General features: G+C 72.5%; 16 protein-coding genes and 2 pseudogenes. 5 read left to right on the forward strand and 13 right to left on the reverse strand.

Translation table 11 applies throughout. The features are described 5' to 3' along the window. Positions 1-99: 99 nt before the first annotated feature. From GA0074692_RS30555 to sodN, 3 genes are read right to left on the reverse strand one after another with little or no spacing between them, the layout of a single operon-like run. Positions 100-504: an ATP-binding protein gene (locus tag GA0074692_RS30555; protein WP_091654344.1), complete on the reverse strand. Its 405-nt coding sequence runs from the start codon at positions 502-504 to the stop codon at positions 100-102. 23 nt (positions 505-527) lie between these two features. Next, positions 528-1,058: a GNAT family N-acetyltransferase gene (locus tag GA0074692_RS30560; RefSeq protein WP_245730531.1), complete on the reverse strand. Its 531-nt coding sequence runs from the start codon at positions 1,056-1,058 to the stop codon at positions 528-530. Next, positions 1,055-1,459, reverse strand: coding sequence for a superoxide dismutase, Ni (gene sodN / locus GA0074692_RS30565; RefSeq protein ID WP_091650936.1), 405 nt, complete (start codon positions 1,457-1,459; stop codon positions 1,055-1,057). The genes GA0074692_RS30560 and sodN overlap by 4 nt, the downstream gene beginning before the upstream one ends. Before the next feature lie 84 nt (positions 1,460-1,543). On the opposite strand from sodN, the gene GA0074692_RS30570 reads away from it, so the two are divergent. From GA0074692_RS30570 to GA0074692_RS30580, 3 genes are all read left to right on the forward strand, one after another. Then, positions 1,544-1,891, forward strand: coding sequence for a S24/S26 family peptidase (locus GA0074692_RS30570; protein ID WP_091650940.1), 348 nt, complete (start codon positions 1,544-1,546; stop codon positions 1,889-1,891). Positions 1,892-2,031: 140 nt separating this feature from the next. Continuing rightward, positions 2,032-3,210 (forward strand): NAD(P)-dependent malic enzyme, encoded by a 1,179-nt coding sequence (locus tag GA0074692_RS30575; protein WP_091650945.1) that lies wholly within the window; start codon positions 2,032-2,034, stop codon positions 3,208-3,210. A 193-nt stretch (positions 3,211-3,403) separates the two neighbouring features. After that, positions 3,404-4,366, forward strand: a complete 963-nt coding sequence (locus tag GA0074692_RS30580) for a zinc-binding dehydrogenase (RefSeq protein ID WP_176738629.1) — start codon at positions 3,404-3,406, stop codon at positions 4,364-4,366. Between the two features lie 142 nt (positions 4,367-4,508). Here GA0074692_RS30580 and GA0074692_RS30585 read toward each other — a convergent pair whose 3' ends face one another. Both GA0074692_RS30585 and GA0074692_RS30590 read right to left on the reverse strand, forming a co-directional pair. Beyond that, the gene (locus GA0074692_RS30585; RefSeq protein ID WP_091650953.1) at positions 4,509-5,480 is read right to left on the reverse strand and encodes an alpha/beta hydrolase family protein; all 972 of its coding nucleotides are present in this window, start codon (positions 5,478-5,480) and stop codon (positions 4,509-4,511) included. Positions 5,481-5,606: 126 nt separating this feature from the next. After that, positions 5,607-6,500, reverse strand: coding sequence for an alpha/beta hydrolase family protein (locus GA0074692_RS30590; protein WP_091650957.1), 894 nt, complete (start codon positions 6,498-6,500; stop codon positions 5,607-5,609). Positions 6,501-6,733: 233 nt separating this feature from the next. Between GA0074692_RS30590 and GA0074692_RS30595 the strand changes: the two genes are divergently transcribed. Continuing rightward, positions 6,734-6,916 (forward strand): hypothetical protein, encoded by a 183-nt coding sequence (locus GA0074692_RS30595; protein ID WP_091650960.1) that lies wholly within the window; start codon positions 6,734-6,736, stop codon positions 6,914-6,916. A gap of 90 nt (positions 6,917-7,006) precedes the next feature. On the opposite strand, the gene GA0074692_RS30600 is transcribed toward GA0074692_RS30595, so the two are convergent. From GA0074692_RS30600 to GA0074692_RS30635, 8 genes and pseudogenes are all read right to left on the reverse strand, one after another. Beyond that, a complete protein-coding gene (locus tag GA0074692_RS30600; RefSeq protein WP_091650965.1) occupies positions 7,007-8,128 on the reverse strand; it encodes an acetate/propionate family kinase in 1,122 nt (373 codons plus the stop codon). Then, entirely contained in the window at positions 8,125-10,191 is a 2,067-nt protein-coding gene (gene pta, locus GA0074692_RS30605; protein WP_091650969.1) for a phosphate acetyltransferase, read from the reverse strand. Before pta ends, GA0074692_RS30600 begins: the two co-directional genes overlap by 4 nt. Positions 10,192-10,218: 27 nt before the next feature. Continuing rightward, positions 10,219-10,905, reverse strand: coding sequence for a hypothetical protein (locus GA0074692_RS30610; protein WP_091650970.1), 687 nt, complete (start codon positions 10,903-10,905; stop codon positions 10,219-10,221). A gap of 125 nt (positions 10,906-11,030) precedes the next feature. Then, entirely contained in the window at positions 11,031-11,228 is a 198-nt protein-coding gene (locus tag GA0074692_RS30615) for a DUF6104 family protein (RefSeq protein WP_176738630.1), read from the reverse strand. A gap of 56 nt (positions 11,229-11,284) precedes the next feature. Further along, a pseudogene (locus GA0074692_RS30620) lies at positions 11,285-15,039 on the reverse strand (multifunctional oxoglutarate decarboxylase/oxoglutarate dehydrogenase thiamine pyrophosphate-binding subunit/dihydrolipoyllysine-residue succinyltransferase subunit). A 320-nt stretch (positions 15,040-15,359) separates the two neighbouring features. Continuing rightward, positions 15,360-16,184, reverse strand: coding sequence for an ABC transporter permease (locus tag GA0074692_RS30625; protein ID WP_091650974.1), 825 nt, complete (start codon positions 16,182-16,184; stop codon positions 15,360-15,362). Then, positions 16,181-17,116, reverse strand: coding sequence for an ABC transporter ATP-binding protein (locus GA0074692_RS30630; protein ID WP_091650977.1), 936 nt, complete (start codon positions 17,114-17,116; stop codon positions 16,181-16,183). The genes GA0074692_RS30625 and GA0074692_RS30630 overlap by 4 nt, the downstream gene beginning before the upstream one ends. A gap of 213 nt (positions 17,117-17,329) precedes the next feature. Beyond that, entirely contained in the window at positions 17,330-18,073 is a 744-nt protein-coding gene (locus GA0074692_RS30635; RefSeq protein ID WP_091650980.1) for a hypothetical protein, read from the reverse strand. Positions 18,074-18,239: 166 nt separating this feature from the next. Here GA0074692_RS30635 and GA0074692_RS30640 point away from each other — a divergent pair. Then, positions 18,240-19,019, forward strand: a pseudogene (locus tag GA0074692_RS30640) (GNAT family N-acetyltransferase); the annotation flags it as partial. Positions 19,020-19,110 lie beyond the last annotated feature (91 nt).

A 19,110-nucleotide genomic window follows, 5' to 3' on the forward strand; every position in this document is an offset into this window, starting at 1 on the left:
CAGTGTGCGGCGCGGCGGGTGGAGACGTCACCGCCGGGGGCGCGTGGGATCAGTGTGCGGCGCGGCGGGTGGAGACGTTGCTGCCGGGGGCGTGCGGAATCAGTGTGCGGCGCGACGGGTGAGCAGGGAGATGGTCGCCCGGCCGTCGGCGGCGGTCGCGGCGGCGGCCGTGGTCAGCGCGGTGAGCACCTTCCAGGCGAAGGAGGACTCGGCGGGCAGCTTCGCGCCCCGGACCGTGGGCACGGTCACCTCGACGGTCAGCGCGTCTTCGGTGACCGCGAAGGAACACTCCAACTCGGCGTCGCGGGTGGCGATCGCGAGCAGCATGGCGCAGGCCTCGTCGACCGCGATCCGCAGGTCCTCGATCTCGTCGAGGGCGAACTGGAGCCGCGCGGCGAGGCCCGCGGTCGCGGTCCGCAGCACGCTGAGGTAGCCGCCGTCGGCGGGCACGGTGAGGTGTACGACGTCCTCGTCGGCCGTCGTCCGCCCGGTCAGTTGAGTCACGCTCATCCCCCCGGTCGCGGACTCTACCCGGTCGAGCCCGGTGCCGCTTCGTCAGCGGCGGCCTCCGCCGCGAGCCGCCGCAACGCGGCCCCGTCCAGCCGGTACGGCACCCAGTCGTCGATCGTGCTGGCGTCGATCGCGCGGTAGAAGCCCGCGGCCGGATTCCAGTCGAGCATCATCCACTCCAGTCGCCGGTAGCCCCGCTCGACGCAGCGCGCGGCGAGGGTCGCCAGCAGCCGCCGACCCACCCCGGTGCCCCGGGCGGACGGCCGGACGTAGAGGTCCTCCAGGTGGATGCCGTGGGTGCCCGCCCAGGTGGAGAAGTTGAGCAGCCAGAGGGCGAACGCGAGTGGCTGGTCCGTCTCGTCGACCGCCACGTCACCGAAGAGAGCCGGCTCCGGACCGAACAGCGCCGCGTCGAGTTGCCCGACGGTCAGGTGGCACTGGTCGGCGGCCCGCTCGTACTCGGCCAACTCGTGCACCATGGCGACGACGGCCGGTACGTCCGCGGGACGTACCGGCCGGATCCTCGGTGCGGCAGCGCCGGAGGTCACGCCTGCTTGGTCTCCCAGAAGATCTTGGCGATCTCGTCGATCTTCTGGAGCAGCTCGTCGGCCTTGGCCGGCTCGACGGTGCCCTTGGCACCGGTGGCGCCGGCCAGCTTGGTGGCCTCGTTGAACAGCGTGTGCAGGTTCGGGTACTTCTCGAAGTGCGGGGCCTTGAAGTAGTCCGTCCACAGCACCCAGAGGTGGTGCTTGACCAGCTCGGCGCGCTGCTCCTTGATGATCAGGGCGCGGGTGCGGAACTCCGGGTCGGTGTTCGCCTGGTACTTCTCGCAGATCGCCTTGACCGACTCGGCCTCGATCCGGGCCTGGGCCGGGTCGTAGACGCCGCACGGCAGGTCGCAGTGGGCACTGACAATCACGCGCGGCGTGAAGATGCGAGGAAGACGCATCGGGATCCTCCATGAGACGTTTGCGATGATCCGAGATGACATTACTCCTGGAGATGCTCCCCGACGGCGCGGAGGTGAAACCCGGTGACCGCTGGTGGCACGGGAACTCCCGGGCTGCGGGGACCGCTCACCGCCGTACTGGTGACCGGGCCCTCCATGGCCCCGACGCTGCGGCACGGCGACGCGTTGCTGGTCCGGTGCGGCGGCCGCGCCGTCCGGCCGGGCGACATCGTGGTCGCGGTCTTCCGTAGCCGTCCGGACCTGCTGGTCGTCAAGCGCGCGGTCCGTCCGGCTGACGGCGGCTGGTGGGTACGGGGCGACAACGAACTCGTCACCGACGACTCCCGCGTCCACGGCGTGGCCGACGTGCGGGGACGGGTGGTGGCCCGCTACTGGCCGCGACCTCGACGGTTCAGTGCGCGACGGTTATGACCCTACTCACATTCGAGGTTCGCGTCGGACACTATGCTCGGGCAGTGTCCGGGTGACCCCCGTACCGCGCGCTGCCCGCTGCCGCTGACCACGTGGCCCGGTTGGCCGGTCCATCTGCCTCGACAGATCCTGGAGTCACCATGTCATCGTCTTCTGTGGATCCCGCTGATCCCGTCTTCCGGCTGCACGCCGGCGGCAAGATGGCCGTCGCCTCGACGGTGCCGCTGACGAGTCGCGAGGACCTCTCCCTCGCCTACACCCCCGGGGTGGCCCGGGTCTGCGAGGCTATCGCCGCCGACCCCGCCCTGGTGGACGACTACACCTGGGTGTCGCACACAGTCGCGGTGGTGACCGACGGCTCGGCCGTGCTCGGCCTGGGCAACATCGGGCCCCGCGCCGCGATGCCGGTGATGGAGGGCAAGGCGGTGCTGTTCAAGCAGTTCGGCGGTGTGGACGCCGTGCCGATCTGCCTGGACACACAGGACACGGACGAGATCGTCGCGGCGGTGACCGCGCTCGCCCCGTCGTTCGGGGGGATCAACCTGGAGGACATCAGCGCGCCGCGCTGCTTCGAGATCGAACGCCGCCTCGACGAGGCCCTCGGCATCCCGGTCTTCCACGACGACCAGCACGGCACCGCCATCGTCGTGCTCGCCGCCCTGCGTAACGCCGCCCGCCTGCTCAACCGCAAGCTCGGTGACCTGCGGGTCGCGGTCAGCGGTGCGGGCGCGGCCGGCATCGCGGTGACCAAGATGCTGATCGCCGGCGGCGTCAACCCGGACGACGTGGTGGTCTGCGACTCGCGGGGCATCATCGGCCGGGACCGCACCGATCTCACCGCGACCAAGGCCGAGTTGGCCGCCATCACCAACGCTGCCGGCCGGCGTGGGGACATCACCGAGGCGCTGCGCGACGCCGACGTCCTGATCGGCGTCTCCGGCGGTCAGATCCCGGAGGCGGCGGTCGCCGGGATGGCCTCCGGTGGCATCGTCTTCGCCCTGGCCAACCCCACCCCGGAGGTGCACCCCGAGGTGGCCGCCCGGCACGTCGAGGTGGTCGCCACCGGCCGGAGCGACTACCCCAACCAGATCAACAACGTGCTCGCCTTCCCCGGCGTGTTCCGGGGCGCGCTGGATGCCCGGGCCACCCGGATCACCGAGAACATGAAGGTGGCGGCGGCCGACGCGATCGCCGGGGTGGTCAGTGAGACGTTGACCGCGGACGCGATCGTGCCCTCCCCGCTCGACCCCCGGGTCGCCCCCGCCGTAGCCGAGGCGGTCGCCGAGGCGGCCCGCGTCGACGGCGTTGCCCGCGCCTGACCCCGCCGGGAGGCCGCGCCTGGCCCGTCGCGAAGTCCGAAGGGGTCCCTACCGTCGTCCGACCGGGAGGGACCCCGCCGGAAAGTTGGACGAGGTGGGTGAAACGGGGCGACCGTCGTTCGACGCGGCGGAGTGAGGTGACTGCTCAGCGTCACGGGTTGGGGGGCTGCGCGGCACCGCCATCCTTGTTACCGTGCCGATCATGCGTGCCGCCTTCGCCTCCCGTTTCGACGACGCCGACCCGCTCGCCGCGCTCACCGTGGGAGAGCAGCCCGAACCGACCCACTGGGCCGACGACTGGGTGACCGTCCAGGTCGTGGCCAGCTCGCTCAACCACCACGACCTCTGGTCGCTTCGCGGCGTCGGCCTGGGCGAGGACCGGCTGCCGATGATCCTCGGCTGCGACGCGGTGGGCATCGACCCGGACGGCAACGAGGTCGTCGTCTACCCGGTGATCCCCGACCCGGGCGACCCGCGCGGCACCTCCCTCCTCTCCGAGCACGCCCAGGGCACCCTCGCCGAGCGGGTGGCCGTACCCCGGTCGAACCTGCTGCCGCTGCCCGACAAGCTCTCCGCCACCGACGCCGCCTGCCTGCCCACCGCCTGGCTCACCGCCTGGCGGATGCTCACGACCATGGGGCGGGTCGACGAGGGCGAGGCGGTGCTCGTGCAGGGCGCCGGCGGCGGGGTCGCCACGGCGGCCGTGGCGCTCGCCCTGGCGATGGGCAAGCGGGTCTACGCGACCAGTCGGGACGAGGCCAAGCGCGAGCGGATCGCTGCGCTGGGCGCGACCGCCGTGCCGCCGGGAGCCCGGCTGCCGGAGCGGGTCGACGTGGTCGTCGAGACGGTCGGCGCGGCCACCTTCGACCACTCCCTGAAGTCGGCTGCGCCGATGGCCCGGATCGTCGTCTCCGGGGCGACCGCTGGGCACGAGCCGAAGGTCAACCTGCGCCGGATCTTCGCCATGCAGTTGCAGATCCTCGGTACCTCGATGGGCACCCGGGACGACCTGGCGCAGCTGCTCGCCTTCTGCGCCGAGCGCGACGTGCGGCCGGTCGTCGACAGCGTGCACCCGTTCAGCCAGGTGTCGGAGGCGTTCGCCCGGCTGCACTCCGGTGACGTCTTCGGCAAGGTCGTCGTCGACCACAACCGCTGACCTCGCCGGCTGGGTTGGTAGCAGGGGACCCTTCCTCCGCAAAAAGCGGTAACAAGGGTCCCCTGCTACCACCTCACACGTACGAGCACCACTCCGTGTGGCAGCGCCCCGGCCGCCCCGAGCCGGGGCACCGGGAACGCCCTCAGAGGCGGTTGTCGAGGGTGGCGAGGCCGCCCCGGGTCGCGTTCGCCGGCAGTCGGCGCTTGGCCGCCTGGTCGCCGTAGAGGCTCCAGCGGAGGAAGTCGACGGTGGTGTCCGAGACGACCCGCAGGGACGCGCGGTCGGTGAGCAGGGCCCGCCCGTGGTCGCCCTGCGGCAGGCTCAGCATCGCCTTGGGCCAGGGCACCCGGTCGTAGGCGTCCTTGCCGGAGGAGTAGTCGACCACCTCGTCGAGTTCGCCGTGCACGAAGAGCTGCGGGGCGGCGGTGCCGGCGAACGTGCTGCCCACGCCGAGCGCGGTGCCGGCGAGGACCACCCCGGCGTCGAGCCGCTCGTCGCGGCCGAGGGTGAACAGGCCGATGGTGGTCACCCCGCCGGCCGAGTGCCCGGTGGCGGCCACCCGGTCGGTTGCCAGCCGCCCGCGCAGCGGGTCGCCCGCCCGCTGGTCGAGCGCCAGCACCTCGGTCAGCACGTACGACACGTCGGCCGGCTGGTTCAGCACGTCGAGCGGGTTGACCTGGGCGGCGCCCCGGCTGGTGTTCGGGAAGGTCGGCGCGGCCACCACGAAGCCCGCCGCCGCCCACCGGGTGAGCAGGGTGGCGTAGTCGGTCGGGCGGGCGTTGAGGCCGTGGCTGAACACGACCACGGGGAACCGGCCCCCGGCGACCGGGGCCGACCGTTCCGCCGCCCCACCGGCCTCGCCCCTGGCCGGATACCAGAGGGTCACCGGCAGGGGCCGGTCACCGTCCCGGTTGACCCGGAGCTGGCGTACCCCGACCGCGAACGCCTCCTCCGGTGCCTGCCCCGGCGGGATCCCGGCGGCAGTGGGCGTGGCGGACGGCGACGGCTCGGCCGGCGGGGACCAGACGGCCGGGGCGGCCTCCGTCGAGCACGCGGCCAGGCCCACCGTGAGCAGCGCGGCGACGACCAGTGCAGGGGTACGACGGCGGGGCATGCCCTCGATTGTGCCTCGCGCCCCCGGGCCGACCCGGTCGGGCGGCTCAGCGACGAAAGCCGACCCCGGTCGGGCGGCTCAGCGACGAAGGCCGTGCCAGTCGGGAGGTCGTGCCGGTCGGGCGGCTCAGCGGGAGATGCCGAGCTGGTCCTCGAAGGCGGTCACCCCGGGCAGCCGCGCGCCGGTCGCGATTCGCCGTCCGGCCGCCGGGTCGTCGTAGAGCCGCCAGCGCAGCAGATCGGTGGTGGCGGCGATGACCTGTTCGAACCCGGGACGGCCGGGGGTGAGGTACTCGCCGTGTCCCTGGCCGGGCAGGGTCAGGAAGGCCCGGGGCCAGTCCGTGCGGTCGTACCCGGCCCGGCCGACGTGCCAGGGCACGATCCGATCGGCCTCGCCGTGCACGAAGAGCAGGGTGGCCGGCGGGCCGGCGAAGCTGCCCGCCATGCCGCCCCCGGCGATGACGATGCCCGCCCGCAGCCGGGCCGGGTGTCCCGAGGTGAACATGCCGGCGGTGGTGAAACCTCCGGCGGAGTGCCCGGCGGCGGCCACCCGGTCGGTGTCCAGGTGCCCGGCGAGGGGATCGCCCCGGAGACCGTCCAACCGGATCAGATGCCGGATCACCCGCCAGGCGTCCGCCGGCTGGTTGCGGACGTCGGCCCGGTCGAACTGGGCCGACCGGCGGTTGGTGTGCGGGTACGCCGGCGCGGCCACCACGAAGCCCGCCGCCGCCCACCGGCTGGTCACCTCGGCGTGCAGCACGGGCAGGCTGTGCAGTCCGTGGCTGTACAGCACCAACGGGAAACGGCCCGGTGCGACCGACCGGCCGGCCGCCGGGTACCAGACCGTCACGGGCAGCGGGCGGGCCGACCCGGGCTCGACGGTGAGCGTCCGCACGCCGACGGCGTACGCCTCCCGGGGGACCGGGCGGGGCGACGGGCTCAGCCCGGTCGCGGCGGTGGCCGGGCCGCAGCCGGCGAGCAGCGCCGTCAGCAACGCGACGAGCAGGCGCGGCATCCTCATAAATCGACGGTAGGTGGCGACGGGGCGGCGCGGTCCCGCCTTCCGGACCGGGTACGCCCACCACCCGGCCGACCCGACCCCGCCGACCCGGTTGGGCCGACCGGCCCCGCGTCGCCCGCCGGCCCTCCGGTGGACCATCGATCGGCCCGTGATGCCCCGACCATCGGTCCGCAGGGTGGGCGCCCGGCGCGCTCGCCCGGCCGGGGTGGCGCGGCTTCGTTAGGGTCGTCACCATGGCGGACGAGTACGTCGACCCGAGCGGGACCAGCGAGGTGTTCCGCGCCTTCGTCCCCGCTCCGGAGTTGGCCACCCAGGCCGGCCATCCGGTGCGGGAACCGTCGAGACTGCCCCTGCCCGTCGCGGTCGTGATGGCCGCGGTCATGCTCGCCATGGCGTTCTGGATCGCCCTGAGCTGACCGCCCCGCCGGCCCGGCGGCCGACCTCCGCCGGCCCGCGCAACCGGCGATCGGCCGGCCCGCCCCGCGTATCCGGCTCGCTCCGCCGGCTCAGCTTTCGGCGACCACGGCGCGGGCCGCGCGGGCGATCTCCCGTTCCTCGTCGGTGCCGACCACGCAGACCGCCACCTCGGCACCGTCCGGCGAGATGATCCGGTCCCCGTCGCCGGTGGCGTTGCGGGCCGGGTCGACGCTGATCCCCAATCGCTCCAGTCCGGCCAGCGCGGCGGCGCGGACCGGCGCGGCGTGCTCGCCCACCCCGGCGGTGAAGGTGACCGCGTCGACCCGCCCGAGCAGGGCGTAGTACGCCCCCACGTAGCCGGTGATCCGCCGGCAGTACACGTCGAAGGCGAGCACCGCCGCCGCGTCGCCGTCGGCGCGGCGGGCGAGTACCTCCCGCATGTCGTTGGCCCCGGCCAGTCCGAGCAGGCCGCTGCGGTGGTTGAGCAGGTCGTCGATCTCGTCCACGCCGAGACCGCCCTCGCGGCGCAGGTGGAAGACGATCGTCGGGTCGAGGTCACCGCTGCGGGTGCCCATCACCAGGCCCTCCAGTGGGGACATGCCCATCGAGGTGGCGACGCTGCGTCCGCCGGCCACCGCGCAGACGCTCGCCCCGTTCCCCAGGTGCAGGGTGATGGTGTTGGTCTCCTCGTACGCCCGGCCGAGCAGTTCGGCGGTGCGCCGGGAGACGTACCCGTGCGAGGTGCCGTGGAAGCCGTACCGGCGGACGCCGTACCGCCGGGCGGTCTCCCGGTCGATCGCGTAGGTGGCGGCGGCCTCGGGCAGGGTGTGGTGGAACGCGGTGTCGAAGACCGCGACCTGCGGGGTCTCCGGCAGCAGGTGCCGGGCCACCTCGATGCCGGCCAGGTTCGCCGGGTTGTGCAGCGGGGCGAGCGGGAACAGGTCGCGGATCGCGGCGAGCACCCCGTCGTCGACCAGCACCGGCTCGGTGAAGCGCTGGCCGCCGTGCACCACTCGGTGCCCGACCGCGACCAGGTCGGTCAGGTCCAGCCCGGCGAGCACCGCCCGGACGGCGTCGGTGTGGTCGGCGGGGCCACCACCGGGCTCGCCGATCCGCTCGACGGTGCCCTTGGCGAGGACGGCGTCCCCGGCGTAGAGGCGGTACTTCACCGACGACGACCCGCAGTTGAGCACCAGCACCCGATCGGTCACGACGGCTCCCCGGCGGCCTGGATGGCGGTGATCGCCACCGTGTTGACGATGTCGGCGACGGTAGCGCCCCGGGACAGGTCGTTCACCGGCCGCCGGAGGCCCTGCATCACCGGGCCGACCGCGACCGCGCCCGCCGAACGCTGCACCGCCTTGTACGTGTTGTTGCCCGTGTTCAGGTCCGGGAAGACGAACACCGTCGCGCGTCCGGCCACCGGGCTGCCCGGCAGCTTCGTGGCAGCGACCAGCGGGTCGATCGCGGCGTCGTACTGGATCGGCCCCTCGACCAGCAGGTCCGGCCGGCGCAGGCGGACCAGTTCGGTGGCCGCCGCGACCTTGTCCACGTCTGCGCCCGCGCCGGAGCCACCGGTGGAGTAGGACAGCATGGCGACCCGGGGTTCGATGCCGAACCGGGCGGTGGTCTCGGCCGAGGAGATCGCGATGTCGGCGAGCTGGGCGGCGTCCGGGTCGGGGTTGACCGCGCAGTCGCCGTAGACCAGCACCCGGTCGGCCAGCAGCATGAAGAACACGCTGGAAGCCACCGAGACCTCCGGCAGCGTACGGATGATCTCGAAGGCCGGGCGGATCGTGGCGGCGGTGGTGTGCGTCGCCCCGGAGACCATGCCGTCGGCGTGCCCGGCCTGCACCATCATCGTGCCGAAGTAGTTCGGCTGCGCCATCACGTCGTGCGCCAACTCGACCGTCATGCCCCGATGGGCCCGCAGCTTGGCGTATCCGGCGGCGAACTCGTCCCGCCACTCGCTGGTGATTGGGTCGACCACCTGCGCGTCGCCGACGTCGATGCCCAGCTCACGGGTGCGTCGGGCGATGTCGTCGGGGCGGCCCAGCAGGGTCAGGTCGGCCACGCCCCGGCGCAGCAGCACCTCCGCCGCCCGCAGGATCCGCTCCTCCGACCCCTCGGGCAGCACCACCCGTCGCCGCCGCGCCCGGGCCCGGTCGATCAGGTCGTACTCGAACATCAGCGGGGTGACCCGCGCGGAGCGGCTGACCGCCAGCCGGCGGGCCAGGTCGACGGTGTCCACGTGCGACTCGAACGCGCCGAGCGCGGCCTCCACCTTGCGCGGGTGTGCCGGGCTGGGCCGGCCGTGGATCCGGCTCGACGCGGAGATGGTGTCGTAGCTGTCGGTCGGCACCGACAGCACCGCCAACCCGGTGTTCAGGCCGTCGAAGACCCGCATCGCCCGGGGGTCGGGCCGCGCGCCCAGGGTGAGCACCAACCCGGCCACCGACACCTGGCCGGCGACGTGCGCGGCGCTCGCCGCCACCAGCAGGTCGTCCCGGTCCCCGGGGGTGATCACCAGGCAGCCGTCGGTCAGGTGCTCCAGCACGGTCGGCACGTGCGCCGCGCCGACCACGTAGTCGAGCACGTCCCGGCCGAGCGCGGCGTCGTCGCCGGCGAGCAGGGTCGCGCCGAGCGCCGCCGCCACCTCGGCCACCGTCGGCGCCGACACGGTCGGCACCTCCGGGATCGCGTACGCCGGGACGGGCAGCTCCGGCAGCGTCATCGGCCCGGACACCCGGTTGGCGATCACCGCCAGCACCGTCGCGCCCAGGTCCGCCAGATCGTGGTACGCCCCGCGCGCCGCCGCCGCGACCGCCTCCGGCTCCTGCCCGAAGCCGTCCACCACGGGCACCACCACGCTGCCGAACTCGGTCGCCAGCCGGGCGTTGAAGGCCAGCGCGCGGGGGTTGCCCGGGTCACCGGTGTCGTCGAAGTCGCTGCCCACCACCACCATGGCCGGGCAGCGTCGCTCCACCGCGCGGTACCGCTCGACGATCCGGCCGATCAGCTCCTCCCGCCGGCCCTCGCCGACCAGCGTGGCCGCCTCCGCGTACGTGGTGCCGTACCGGTCGGCCATCGGCAGGTCGATCGGGTACCGGTCGCCGAGCAGGGTGAGGATCGGGTCGGGCGTGGTGCCGGACACCAGGGGCCGGAACGCGCCGATCCGCTCGACCTGCCGGGAGAGAAGCTCGGCGAGCCCGAGCGCGATGGTCGACTTGCCGCCGCCCGCGCCCACGCCGGTGAGGTAGACACTGCGCGCCACGCCCTCACGTTACAAGATCGTGCCTGGTCAACGCCCGGGTCCGTGGTCCCGGCCGGCGCTGCTCTCCTCCCGGGGCGGCTGGGCCGCCCGGAAGATCGCGTCGCTGCGGGCCAGCCACGCCGCGCCGAAGGCGAACACCGCCACCGCCTCGCACCACAGCACCGGCCGGAGCGTGTCGCGGAGGTCGTCGGGCAGGGCGTTGCTGGCCACGGCGAGCGCGATCGCCGCGACGATCAGATACCCGCAGGTGCGGTAGAACCGGTTCCCGGGCACCGGGTCGGGGCGGACCGTCGGGTCGGACCGGGTGAACAGGACCAGGCAGAAGACGGCGAGCAGCAGGAACAGCACCGCCGCGCAGACCTGGTGCACCACGCCGACGAGCCGTTCGGTGTCGGTCGGGTCACCGGTCGCGGTCGGGAACAGTGCCACCCCGATCGCCAACACCCCGGCGATCGTGCTGATCAGGTCGTCGGGTTGCCGGTGCCGGTAGCTGATCAGGAAGACGCCGATCGCGCACATCCCGCCGACGAAGACGTCCCGCAGCGGGCTGTGGTAGTAGCCGCTGAGCGAGCCGAGCAGGACGAACCGGTCGGCGACGAGGGCGTACCCGACGATCAGCGCGATCGGCAGGGCGATACCGACGGAGCCGATGCCGACCCGGAGCCGGCGTACGGTGACCGCGTCCTGGGGCGGCTTGCGGGGTTCGGGGCTCACTTGCGCCTCCCTGGCTCGGGCGGCGTACGGTCCGGCCGGACGGACCGGACCGTGGTCGCTGCCTACCAGTGCACCCGACGGTGACGCTGGGTGTCAATCGCGGGGTCGACACCCCCTTGGCGAGATCAGTCGTCGTCCTCGTCGTCCAACCGGGCCAGCCAGGTGGCGAACCGCTCGATCGGCGTCTCGAACTCCGGGTTCAGGTCGACGAAGTCGCGCAGCCGCTCGCCCAGCCACTCGACCGACACGGACTCCTCTCCGCGCCGCTGGACCAGCTCCTCGATACCGCGGTCGGTGAAGTACACGATGTTCTCCTCGAACATGCCGCTGGGGCAGGCCCGCCCGATGTCGGCGGACGCTGCCCCAGCGTGGGACGGGGTCAGGGACGGGGCAGGGCCGCCTCGATGAGCGCCGTCTGCTCGACGTCGTGCATCTTGGCCGACCCGACGGCCGGGGCCGCCGCCGCCGGGCGGGAGATCCGGCGCAGCCGGACGTCGGACAGGTGCTCCAGCAGGTTGAGCGCGACGAAGCTCCAGCCACCCTGGTTGGCCGGCTCCTCCTGCACCCAGGCGAAGTCCTCGGCGTTCGGGTACTCGGCCAGGGCGGCCCGGATCTCCTCCACCGGCAGCGGGTAGAGCTGCTCGAGGCGGACGATCGCGGTGTCCGTGACGCCCCGGTCGGCGCGTGCCTGGAACAGGTCGTAGTAGACCTTGCCCGAGCAGAGCAGCACCCGCTTCACCTGCTCCGGAGCCGGCGCGGCCCCGTCGCGCAGCACCGGCTGGAAGGTGCCCGAGGTGAAGTCCGCCACCTGCGAGATGCAGAGCTTGTGCCGCAGCAGCGACTTCGGCGTGAACACCACCAGCGGCTTGCGCTTCGGCGACAGCGCCTGGCGACGCAGCAGGTGGAAGTAGTTCGCCGGGGTGGTCGGGATGGACACCCGCATGTTGTCCTCGGCGCACATCTGGAGGAACCGCTCCGGCCGGCCGGAGGTGTGGTCCGGGCCCTGGCCCTCGTGGCCGTGCGGCAGCAGCAGAGTGACCGCGGAGCGCTGGCCCCACTTCACCTCGCCCGAGGAGATGAACTCGTCGATCACCGACTGGGCGCCGTTGACGAAGTCACCGAACTGGGCCTCCCAGGCGACCAGCGCGTTGACGTTCTCCACCGAGTAGCCGTACTCGAAGCCCATCGCGGCGTACTCGCTGAGCAGCGAGTCGTGCACGAAGAACCGGGACCGCTCGCCGTCGCCGGTGAGCGACCGCAGCGGGAGGTAGTCCTCACCAGTCTTCGAGTCGACCACCGCCGCGTGCCGCTGCACGAAGGTGCCCCGGCGGGAGTCCTGCCCGGCGAGCCGGACGGTGACCCCGTCGTGCAGCAGCGAGCCGAAGGCGATGATCTCGCCGAAGCCCCAGTCGATGCCCCCTCGACGGCCATCTTCGCCCGGCGGTCGAGCAACTGCTGGATCCGCTTGTGCGGGTTGAAGCCCTCGGGGAGGTTGACGTGCGCGTCGCCGATCGCCTTGACGATCTCGGCGCTGGTCGCGGTCTCCACCTGCGGCTCCGGCTCGTCCTCCCGGCGCGGTCGGGTGACCTGCTTCGGGGCCGACGCGGCGTCCCGGGTGGCCTTGAAGACCCGCTCGAGCTGGGCCTGGTAGTCGCGGAGCAGCTCCTCCGCGTCCTCCACGGTGATGTCGCCCCGACCGATCAGCTCCTCGGTGTAGAGCTTCCGCACCGAGCGCTTCGAGTCGATGATCTGGTACATCTGCGGGTTGGACATCGACGGGTCGTCGCCCTCGTTGTGCCCACGCCGCCGGTAGCAGACCATGTCGACGACGACGTCCTTGTTGAACGCTTGGCGGTACTCGAACGCCAGCCGGGCGACCCGGACCACGGCCTCGGGGTCGTCGCCGTTGACGTGGAAGATCGGCGCCTGGATCATCCGGGCCACGTCGCTGCTGTAGAGGCTGGACCGGCTGTACTCCGGGGCGGTGGTGAAGCCGACCTGGTTGTTGACCACCACGTGCACCGTGCCGCCGGTGCGGTAACCGCGCAGCTGGGAGAGGTTCAGCGTCTCGGCGACCACACCCTGGCCGGCGAAGGCGGCGTCACCGTGCACCGCCAGCGGCAGCACGGTGTACCCCTCCAGCTTCAGGTCGATCCGGTCCTGCTTGGCCCGGACGATGCCCTCCAGCACCGGGTCGACGGCCTCCAGGTGCGACGGGTTCGCCACCACCGAGACCTTGACCGCGTGCTCGCCGTCCGGGGTGCTGAACTTGCCGTTCTGGCCGAGGTGGTACTTGACGTCGCCGGAGCCCTGCGTCGAGCGCGGGTCGAGGTGCCCCTCGAACTCCGAGAAGATCTTCTCGTACGGCTTGCCGACGATGTTGGCCAGCACGTTCAGCCGGCCCCGGTGGGCCATGCCGATGACGACCTCGTCCAGCCCCGCCTCGGCGGAGCACTCCAGCACCTCACCGAGGAGCGGGATCAGCGACTCGCCGCCCTCCAGCGAGAAGCGCTTCTGCCCGACGTACTTGGTCTGGAGGAAGGTCTCGAACGCCTCGGCCGCGTTGAGCCGGTTGAGCACGTGCTTCTGCTCGTCGGCGGTCGGCTTCTCGTACTTGCGCTCGATTCGCTCCTGGATCCAGCGCCGCTCCTCCGGGTCCTGGATGTGCATGTACTCCACGCCGACCCGACGGCAGTAGGAGTCACGCAGGACGCCCAGGATCTCGCGCAGCTTCATCCGCTGCCGGCCGGCGAAGCCGTTGACCGGGAACTCGCGGTCCAGGTCCCACAGGGTCAGCCCGTGCTGGAGCACGTCCAGGTCGGGGTGCTTGCGGATCTTGAACTCGAGCGGGTCGGTGTCGGCCATCAGGTGGCCGCGCACCCGGTACGCGTGGATCAGCTCGTGCGCCCGGGCGGTCTTGTTGATCTGGCCCTCGTTGTTCACCGCGACGTCGCGCACCCAGCGCACCGGCTCGTACGGGATGCGCAGCGAGGTGAAGAGCTGGTCGTAGAAGCCGTGCTCGCCGAGCAGCAGCTCGTGCATGACCTTGAGGAACTCGCCGGACTGCGCGCCCTGGATGATCCGGTGGTCGTACGTGCTGGTCAGCGTGATCACCTTGCTGACCGCCAGCTCGGCCAGGGTGGCCTCGCTCATGCCCTGGTACGGGGCCGGGTACTCCATCGCGCCGACGCCGATGATCGCGCTCTGCCCCTGCATCAGCCGGGGCATCGAGTGCACGGTGCCGATGCCGCCCGGGTTGGTCAGCGAGATCGTGGTGCCGGAGTAGTCCTCCATGGTCAGCTCGTTGCGGCGGGCGCGCCGAACGACGTCCTCGTACGCCTGCCAGAACTGCCGGAAGTCCATCTGCTCGCAGGCCTTGATGGAGGGGACCACCAGGTTGCGGCTGCCGTCCGGCTTGGTCAGGTCGATCGCGATGCCGAGGTTGACGTGCTCCGGCGAGACCATCGCCGGCTTGCCGTCGACCTCGGTGAAGGAGTTGTTCATCTCCGGGTGCTGGACCAGCGCCCGGACCATCGCGTACCCGATCAGGTGGGTGAAGCTGACCTTGCCACCGCGCCCCCGGGCCAGGTGGTTGTTGATCACGATGCGGTTGTCCACCAGGAGCTTCGCCGGCACGGCCCGGACGCTGGTCGCGGTGGGGACGGCCAGCGAGGCGTCCATGTTCTGGACGATCTTCGCGGCCACGCCGCGCAGCGGGGTGGTGCGGGCGCCGTTCGGCGACGGCTGGGCGCTGACCTTGGCGGGCGCGGCCTTGGCGGCCGGCTTCGCCGGAGCGGGCTTGGTGGCCTTGGCGGGCTCGGCGGCCGGCTTGGCCGCGCGGCCGTTGTCCGGCTGACCGGCGGCCGGGCGGGCGGTGGGCTGGGCCACGGCGGCTGCGGGTTCCGGCTGCCCGGCCGGCTCCGCCTGCGCGGGCGGGGCCGGTGGCGTCTTCGTCGGCGCCGTCGCCGGGGTGCCGGCGCCCGGACCGGGTCGGTAGTCGGCAAAGAAGTCGTGCCAGGCCGAATCGACGCTATTGGGGTCGGCGAGGTAGCGCTGGTACATCTCCTCGACGATCCACTCGTTCGGGCCGAAACCCGCCAGTGGGTTCTCCTGCGAAGTCTGCTGGGTCGACACGGCCGGTAATCGCCTCTTTCACGCGCGTTGTGTGTCTCGCGACGTCCGCGGGTTAATCCCCTGGGGGAGCGGACAGACGGGTCCCAGGCTACGCCGTGCGCCTGCCGGAGGCATTGCCGCCTCCAACCCGTGTCACGTTTCACAGAAGGCGCAAGAAATTCACCAACTGCCGGGTACGGTGTCGCCGCCTGCTAGCGAGTCTGCCCTGGGTGGAGCGGCTCTTCGCCGGTGCGGTTCGTCCCGGTGGGGCGGCTCCTCCTGGGCGCGGCTCTTCTTCCCCGGGTGGGGGCGGCGCGCTGGCGCGCCGCCCCCACCCACGCTCAGGAGATGTCCCGGCGGCGGGTGATCAGGATGCCGGCCAGGCCGGAGGCGATCGCGTATCCGATCAATACCAGGGCCCCGGTCCACCAGGCCGGCAGCAGCGGCGAGTCGACACCGCTGATCATGACCTGCGAGGCGATGGCGGGCCAGAGCACCTGCCACTCCAAGATGCTCTGGGTCTTGAGCAGGTTGGACAGCAGCAGGAAGAGCAGCCCCACGACCTGCGTGCCGACCAGGTAGACCACCGAGGCGGTGATCACCGCGCCGAGCTGGTTGGTGATCAGCGTGCCCAGACCGACGCCGAGGACCGTCCAGATCGCGTACGCCAGCAGGTTGAGCAGCAGGGCGCGCTGCACGGTCCACTCGCCGAGCTGGGTGCCGTAGTCGTTGAGGGACAGGTAAACCGCCCCCGCCACCAGGTCGACCACCGTGGTGACCAGCCAGTAGGCGAAGCCGACCAGGGACGCGGCGACCAGCTTGCTGAGGATCACCGAGGTGCGTCGGGGGGTGCTGAGGAACGTGGTGGTGGCCGTCTGGTGGAAGAACTCGTTGGTCACCATCAGGATGCCGATCAGCATCACGAACAGCAGGCCGAAGAACTGGCCGGAGGTGTAGATGTTCGCCGCCTGCCCGGCCACGTCGGCCTGGGCACCCGCCTCCGGGGGGAGGCCGAGCTCGCCGGCGTCGCCGGAGAGGGCGAGGTGGGCGAGCCAGGCGTTGAAGGCGAACGCGATCACCACCGCGAGGAAGGCCCCGATCGCCAGCAGCCACCAGGTGCTGGTCGTACGGATCTTGACCAGTTCGGCGCGGACCAGGTTCATCATCGGATGTCCGCCTTTCCGGCCGTCAGGTCCAGGAAGACCCGTTCCAGGTCGGGTCGTTCGGTCGTCAGTTCGTGCAGTTCGACCCGGGCGGTCAGCGCGGCCCGGCCGACGGCTGGGGCGTCCACCCCGGCGACCAGGAGGCCACCCTGCCCGTCCGGCTCGACGGTGGCGGAGAGTTCCCGCAGCGCGGTGGTCAGTTCCTCGGCCTGCGGCGTGCGCACCCGCACGCGCGCGCCCTGGACCATCGACCCGGCGACCTCGTCCACCGGCCCCTGCCGGACCAGCCGGCCGGCCGCGATGATCACCACGTCGTCCGCGAGGAGCTGCATCTCCGAGAGCAGGTGGCTGGAGACCAGCACGGTCCGCCCCTGCTGGGCCAGCCCCTTGAGGAAGCCGCGCATCCAGCGGATTCCCTCCGGGTCGAGGCCGTTGGCCGGCTCGTCCAGGATCAGCACCCGGGGGTCGCCGAGCATCGCCGCGGCGATGCCGAGCCGCTGCTTCATGCCGAGCGAGTAGCCCTTGAACTTGCGCTCCGCGGCCGGCGTCAGGCCGACCATGGCCAGCGCCTCGTCGGCCCGCTGCTTCGGCAGACCGGCCGCCGCGCAGATCACCCGCAGGTGGTTGATTCCGGTACGCCCCTTGTGTGCGCTCGACGCCTCCAGCACCGCACCGACGTGCCGGAGCGGTTGAGCCAGGTCGGCGTACCGCGCTCCGCTGATGGTGGCCGTACCCGAGGTCGGGGTGACCAGGTTCAGCAGCATCCGCAACGTGGTGGTCTTCCCGGCGCCGTTCGGACCGAGGAAGCCGGTCACGCGGCCCGGCTGCACGGTGAACGACAGGTTGTCGACCGCTCGCACGTTGCGATACTGCTTCGTCAGGCCGGACACCACGATCCGACCGTTGTCGGCGGGGCTCCGCTGCCCGTCAGACATCTTTCTCCTCCCCTGGCGCAGAGAAGCGCCGTTACCCAGCGTGATGGCTGCGCCGGGCAAGGTCAATCACGCTCGACTCCGAGATGTGTCTCCACCTCAGGCAGGAGCCGGTCCTCCGCAGGGACTACAGCACCACCTTCGGTGGTCGCTCCATCACGGGAGGGGCCTCGTTGTGCGTGTTGGTGCTGCCCGCCCAGCGCGGCTTGCCGGTGGTCAGCCCGCGGGGAGGGCGATCCAGGTGGCCCGCGCGTGGGCGAGGAGACTGCCGTCCGGGCCGTACAGGCTGGAGTGCACCAGGGCCTTGCGCCCCTCGCCACCGCTCGCCGCACCGGTCACCACGCACTCGTCGCCGGGCCGGGGCAGCGCGGCGACGGCCACCGCGATCCGGCCCAGCACGTACGGACGGCCGGGCGCGATCACGGCCCAGCCACCGGGGCAGTCCAGCGCCGCCCAGACGGTCTCCGGACGCACCTCGGCCGGTGCCCGGAACGGTGCCGCCGTCCGGCCGTCGGGGAGGCGCCCCGGAAAGATCCGCAGCCCGTCGGGGTGCTCCGGACCGCAGACGTAGCAGCCGGGGAAGGGATGGTCGGTGAACCCGGGATAGTCGGCGGCGGCGGCCCGCGCCGTGGCCGGGTCCACCGCCGGCACGCTCGGGGCGAACCCCGCCACCCGCTCCACCTGGGCGACCAACGTTCCGTCCGGGTCCTGGACGTCGTGTCGCCCGGGCCGGTCCGTGGAGGGCGCCGAGCGCAGCGGCACACCGAGGGGCGGCGGTCGGCGCAGGGTCACCTCGACCGGCCCCGGCGCGCCGACGGCGTCCCCGCCGGAGCGAGCGCCGTCCGTCAGGCTGTCTGCACCAGACGGGCCACCGCCCGCGACGGTGGTGGCGAAGACCCCGGCACTCCAGCCGCCGTTGCCCGACCCGGGCGGTCCGTTGTAGCGCGCCTCGATGATCATCCGGTGGACCCTCCGTACCCCAGGTCGGCACCGATGCCGCCCTATCCGGCAGCCTTCCACCTCTCCCGCCGGCGGGGACGGGCGGGGGCGGGCGCTTGGCGGGCGTTCATTTGATCGACACCCGCCGAACCGGTACCTGGCAACCCGGGTCGCCTACACAGTGCTCATGGCCGTTCCGCATGCCACTGGCACCCCACTGACGACCAGTGGATACACCCTGCACATCGCCGACGACCCGGCCGAGGTGGCAGCCGCCCAGCGGCTGCGGCACGAGGTCTTCGCCGTCGAACTCGGCGCGACCCTGCGTTCCGGGACCGTCGGGCTGGACACCGACGACCTCGACCCCTGGTGCGACCACCTGATCGTCCGCGAGGAGCGGACCGGTGCGGTGGTCGGCACGTACCGGCTGCTGCCGCCCGGGCGCACCGACCGGCGGTACGCCGAGCAGGAGTTCGACCTGACCGCGTTCGACCCGCTCCGGGACGACCTGGTCGAGGTCGGCCGTTCCTGCGTGCACCCGGACCACCGCTCCGGTGCGGTGATCAACCTGATGTGGGCCGGCATCGTCCGCTACCTGCACCTGCGGGGCCGTCGGTGGCTCGGCGGCTGCGCCTCGGTGTCGGTGGCCGACGGCGGGCTCACCGCTGCCGGGGTGTGGGAACGGGTCCGGGCCGGGCACCTCGCGCCCCCGCCGCTGCGGGTCCGGCCGCACCGCCCCTGGTTCGCCGAGGCGGCTGCGGTCGCGGGGGAACGGGAGCGGAACCAGTCGGGCGTCGCCCTCGACACCAGCGGGTCGGTGGTGCCACCGCTGCTGCGCGGTTACCTGCGGCTGGGGGCCTGGGTCTGCGGCGAACCCGCGTACGACCCGGACTTCGCGGTGGCCGACTTCTACGTACTGCTCAGCCTGGACCGGATGAACCCGCGTTACCTGCGGCACTTCCTCGGCGAGTCGGCGACCGACGCGGCGAGGAGCCGGCCCGCCGGTGCACCCGTGACCGCCGGGGCGGCGCTGCGGGCTGGCGGGGGCTCGCCCGGGC

The organism is Micromonospora pallida (assembly GCF_900090325.1).
GTDB lineage: Bacteria > Actinomycetota > Actinomycetes > Mycobacteriales > Micromonosporaceae > Micromonospora > Micromonospora pallida.

Coding starts and splice junctions, on each gene's coding strand:
- GA0074692_RS30625 (WP_091650974.1), bottom strand. CDS start 16,184: ATGATGAACCTGGTCCGCGCCGAACTGGTCAAGATCCGTACGACCAGC.
- GA0074692_RS30630 (WP_091650977.1), bottom strand. CDS start 17,116: ATGTCTGACGGGCAGCGGAGCCCCGCCGACAACGGTCGGATCGTGGTG.
- GA0074692_RS30615 (WP_176738630.1), bottom strand. CDS start 11,228: ATGTTCGAGGAGAACATCGTGTACTTCACCGACCGCGGTATCGAGGAG.
- GA0074692_RS30575 (WP_091650945.1), top strand. CDS start 2,032: ATGTCATCGTCTTCTGTGGATCCCGCTGATCCCGTCTTCCGGCTGCAC.
- GA0074692_RS30590 (WP_091650957.1), bottom strand. CDS start 6,500: ATGAGGATGCCGCGCCTGCTCGTCGCGTTGCTGACGGCGCTGCTCGCC.
- sodN (WP_091650936.1), bottom strand. CDS start 1,459: ATGCGTCTTCCTCGCATCTTCACGCCGCGCGTGATTGTCAGTGCCCAC.
- GA0074692_RS30585 (WP_091650953.1), bottom strand. CDS start 5,480: ATGCCCCGCCGTCGTACCCCTGCACTGGTCGTCGCCGCGCTGCTCACG.
- GA0074692_RS30595 (WP_091650960.1), top strand. CDS start 6,734: ATGGCGGACGAGTACGTCGACCCGAGCGGGACCAGCGAGGTGTTCCGC.
- GA0074692_RS30635 (WP_091650980.1), bottom strand. CDS start 18,073: ATGATCATCGAGGCGCGCTACAACGGACCGCCCGGGTCGGGCAACGGC.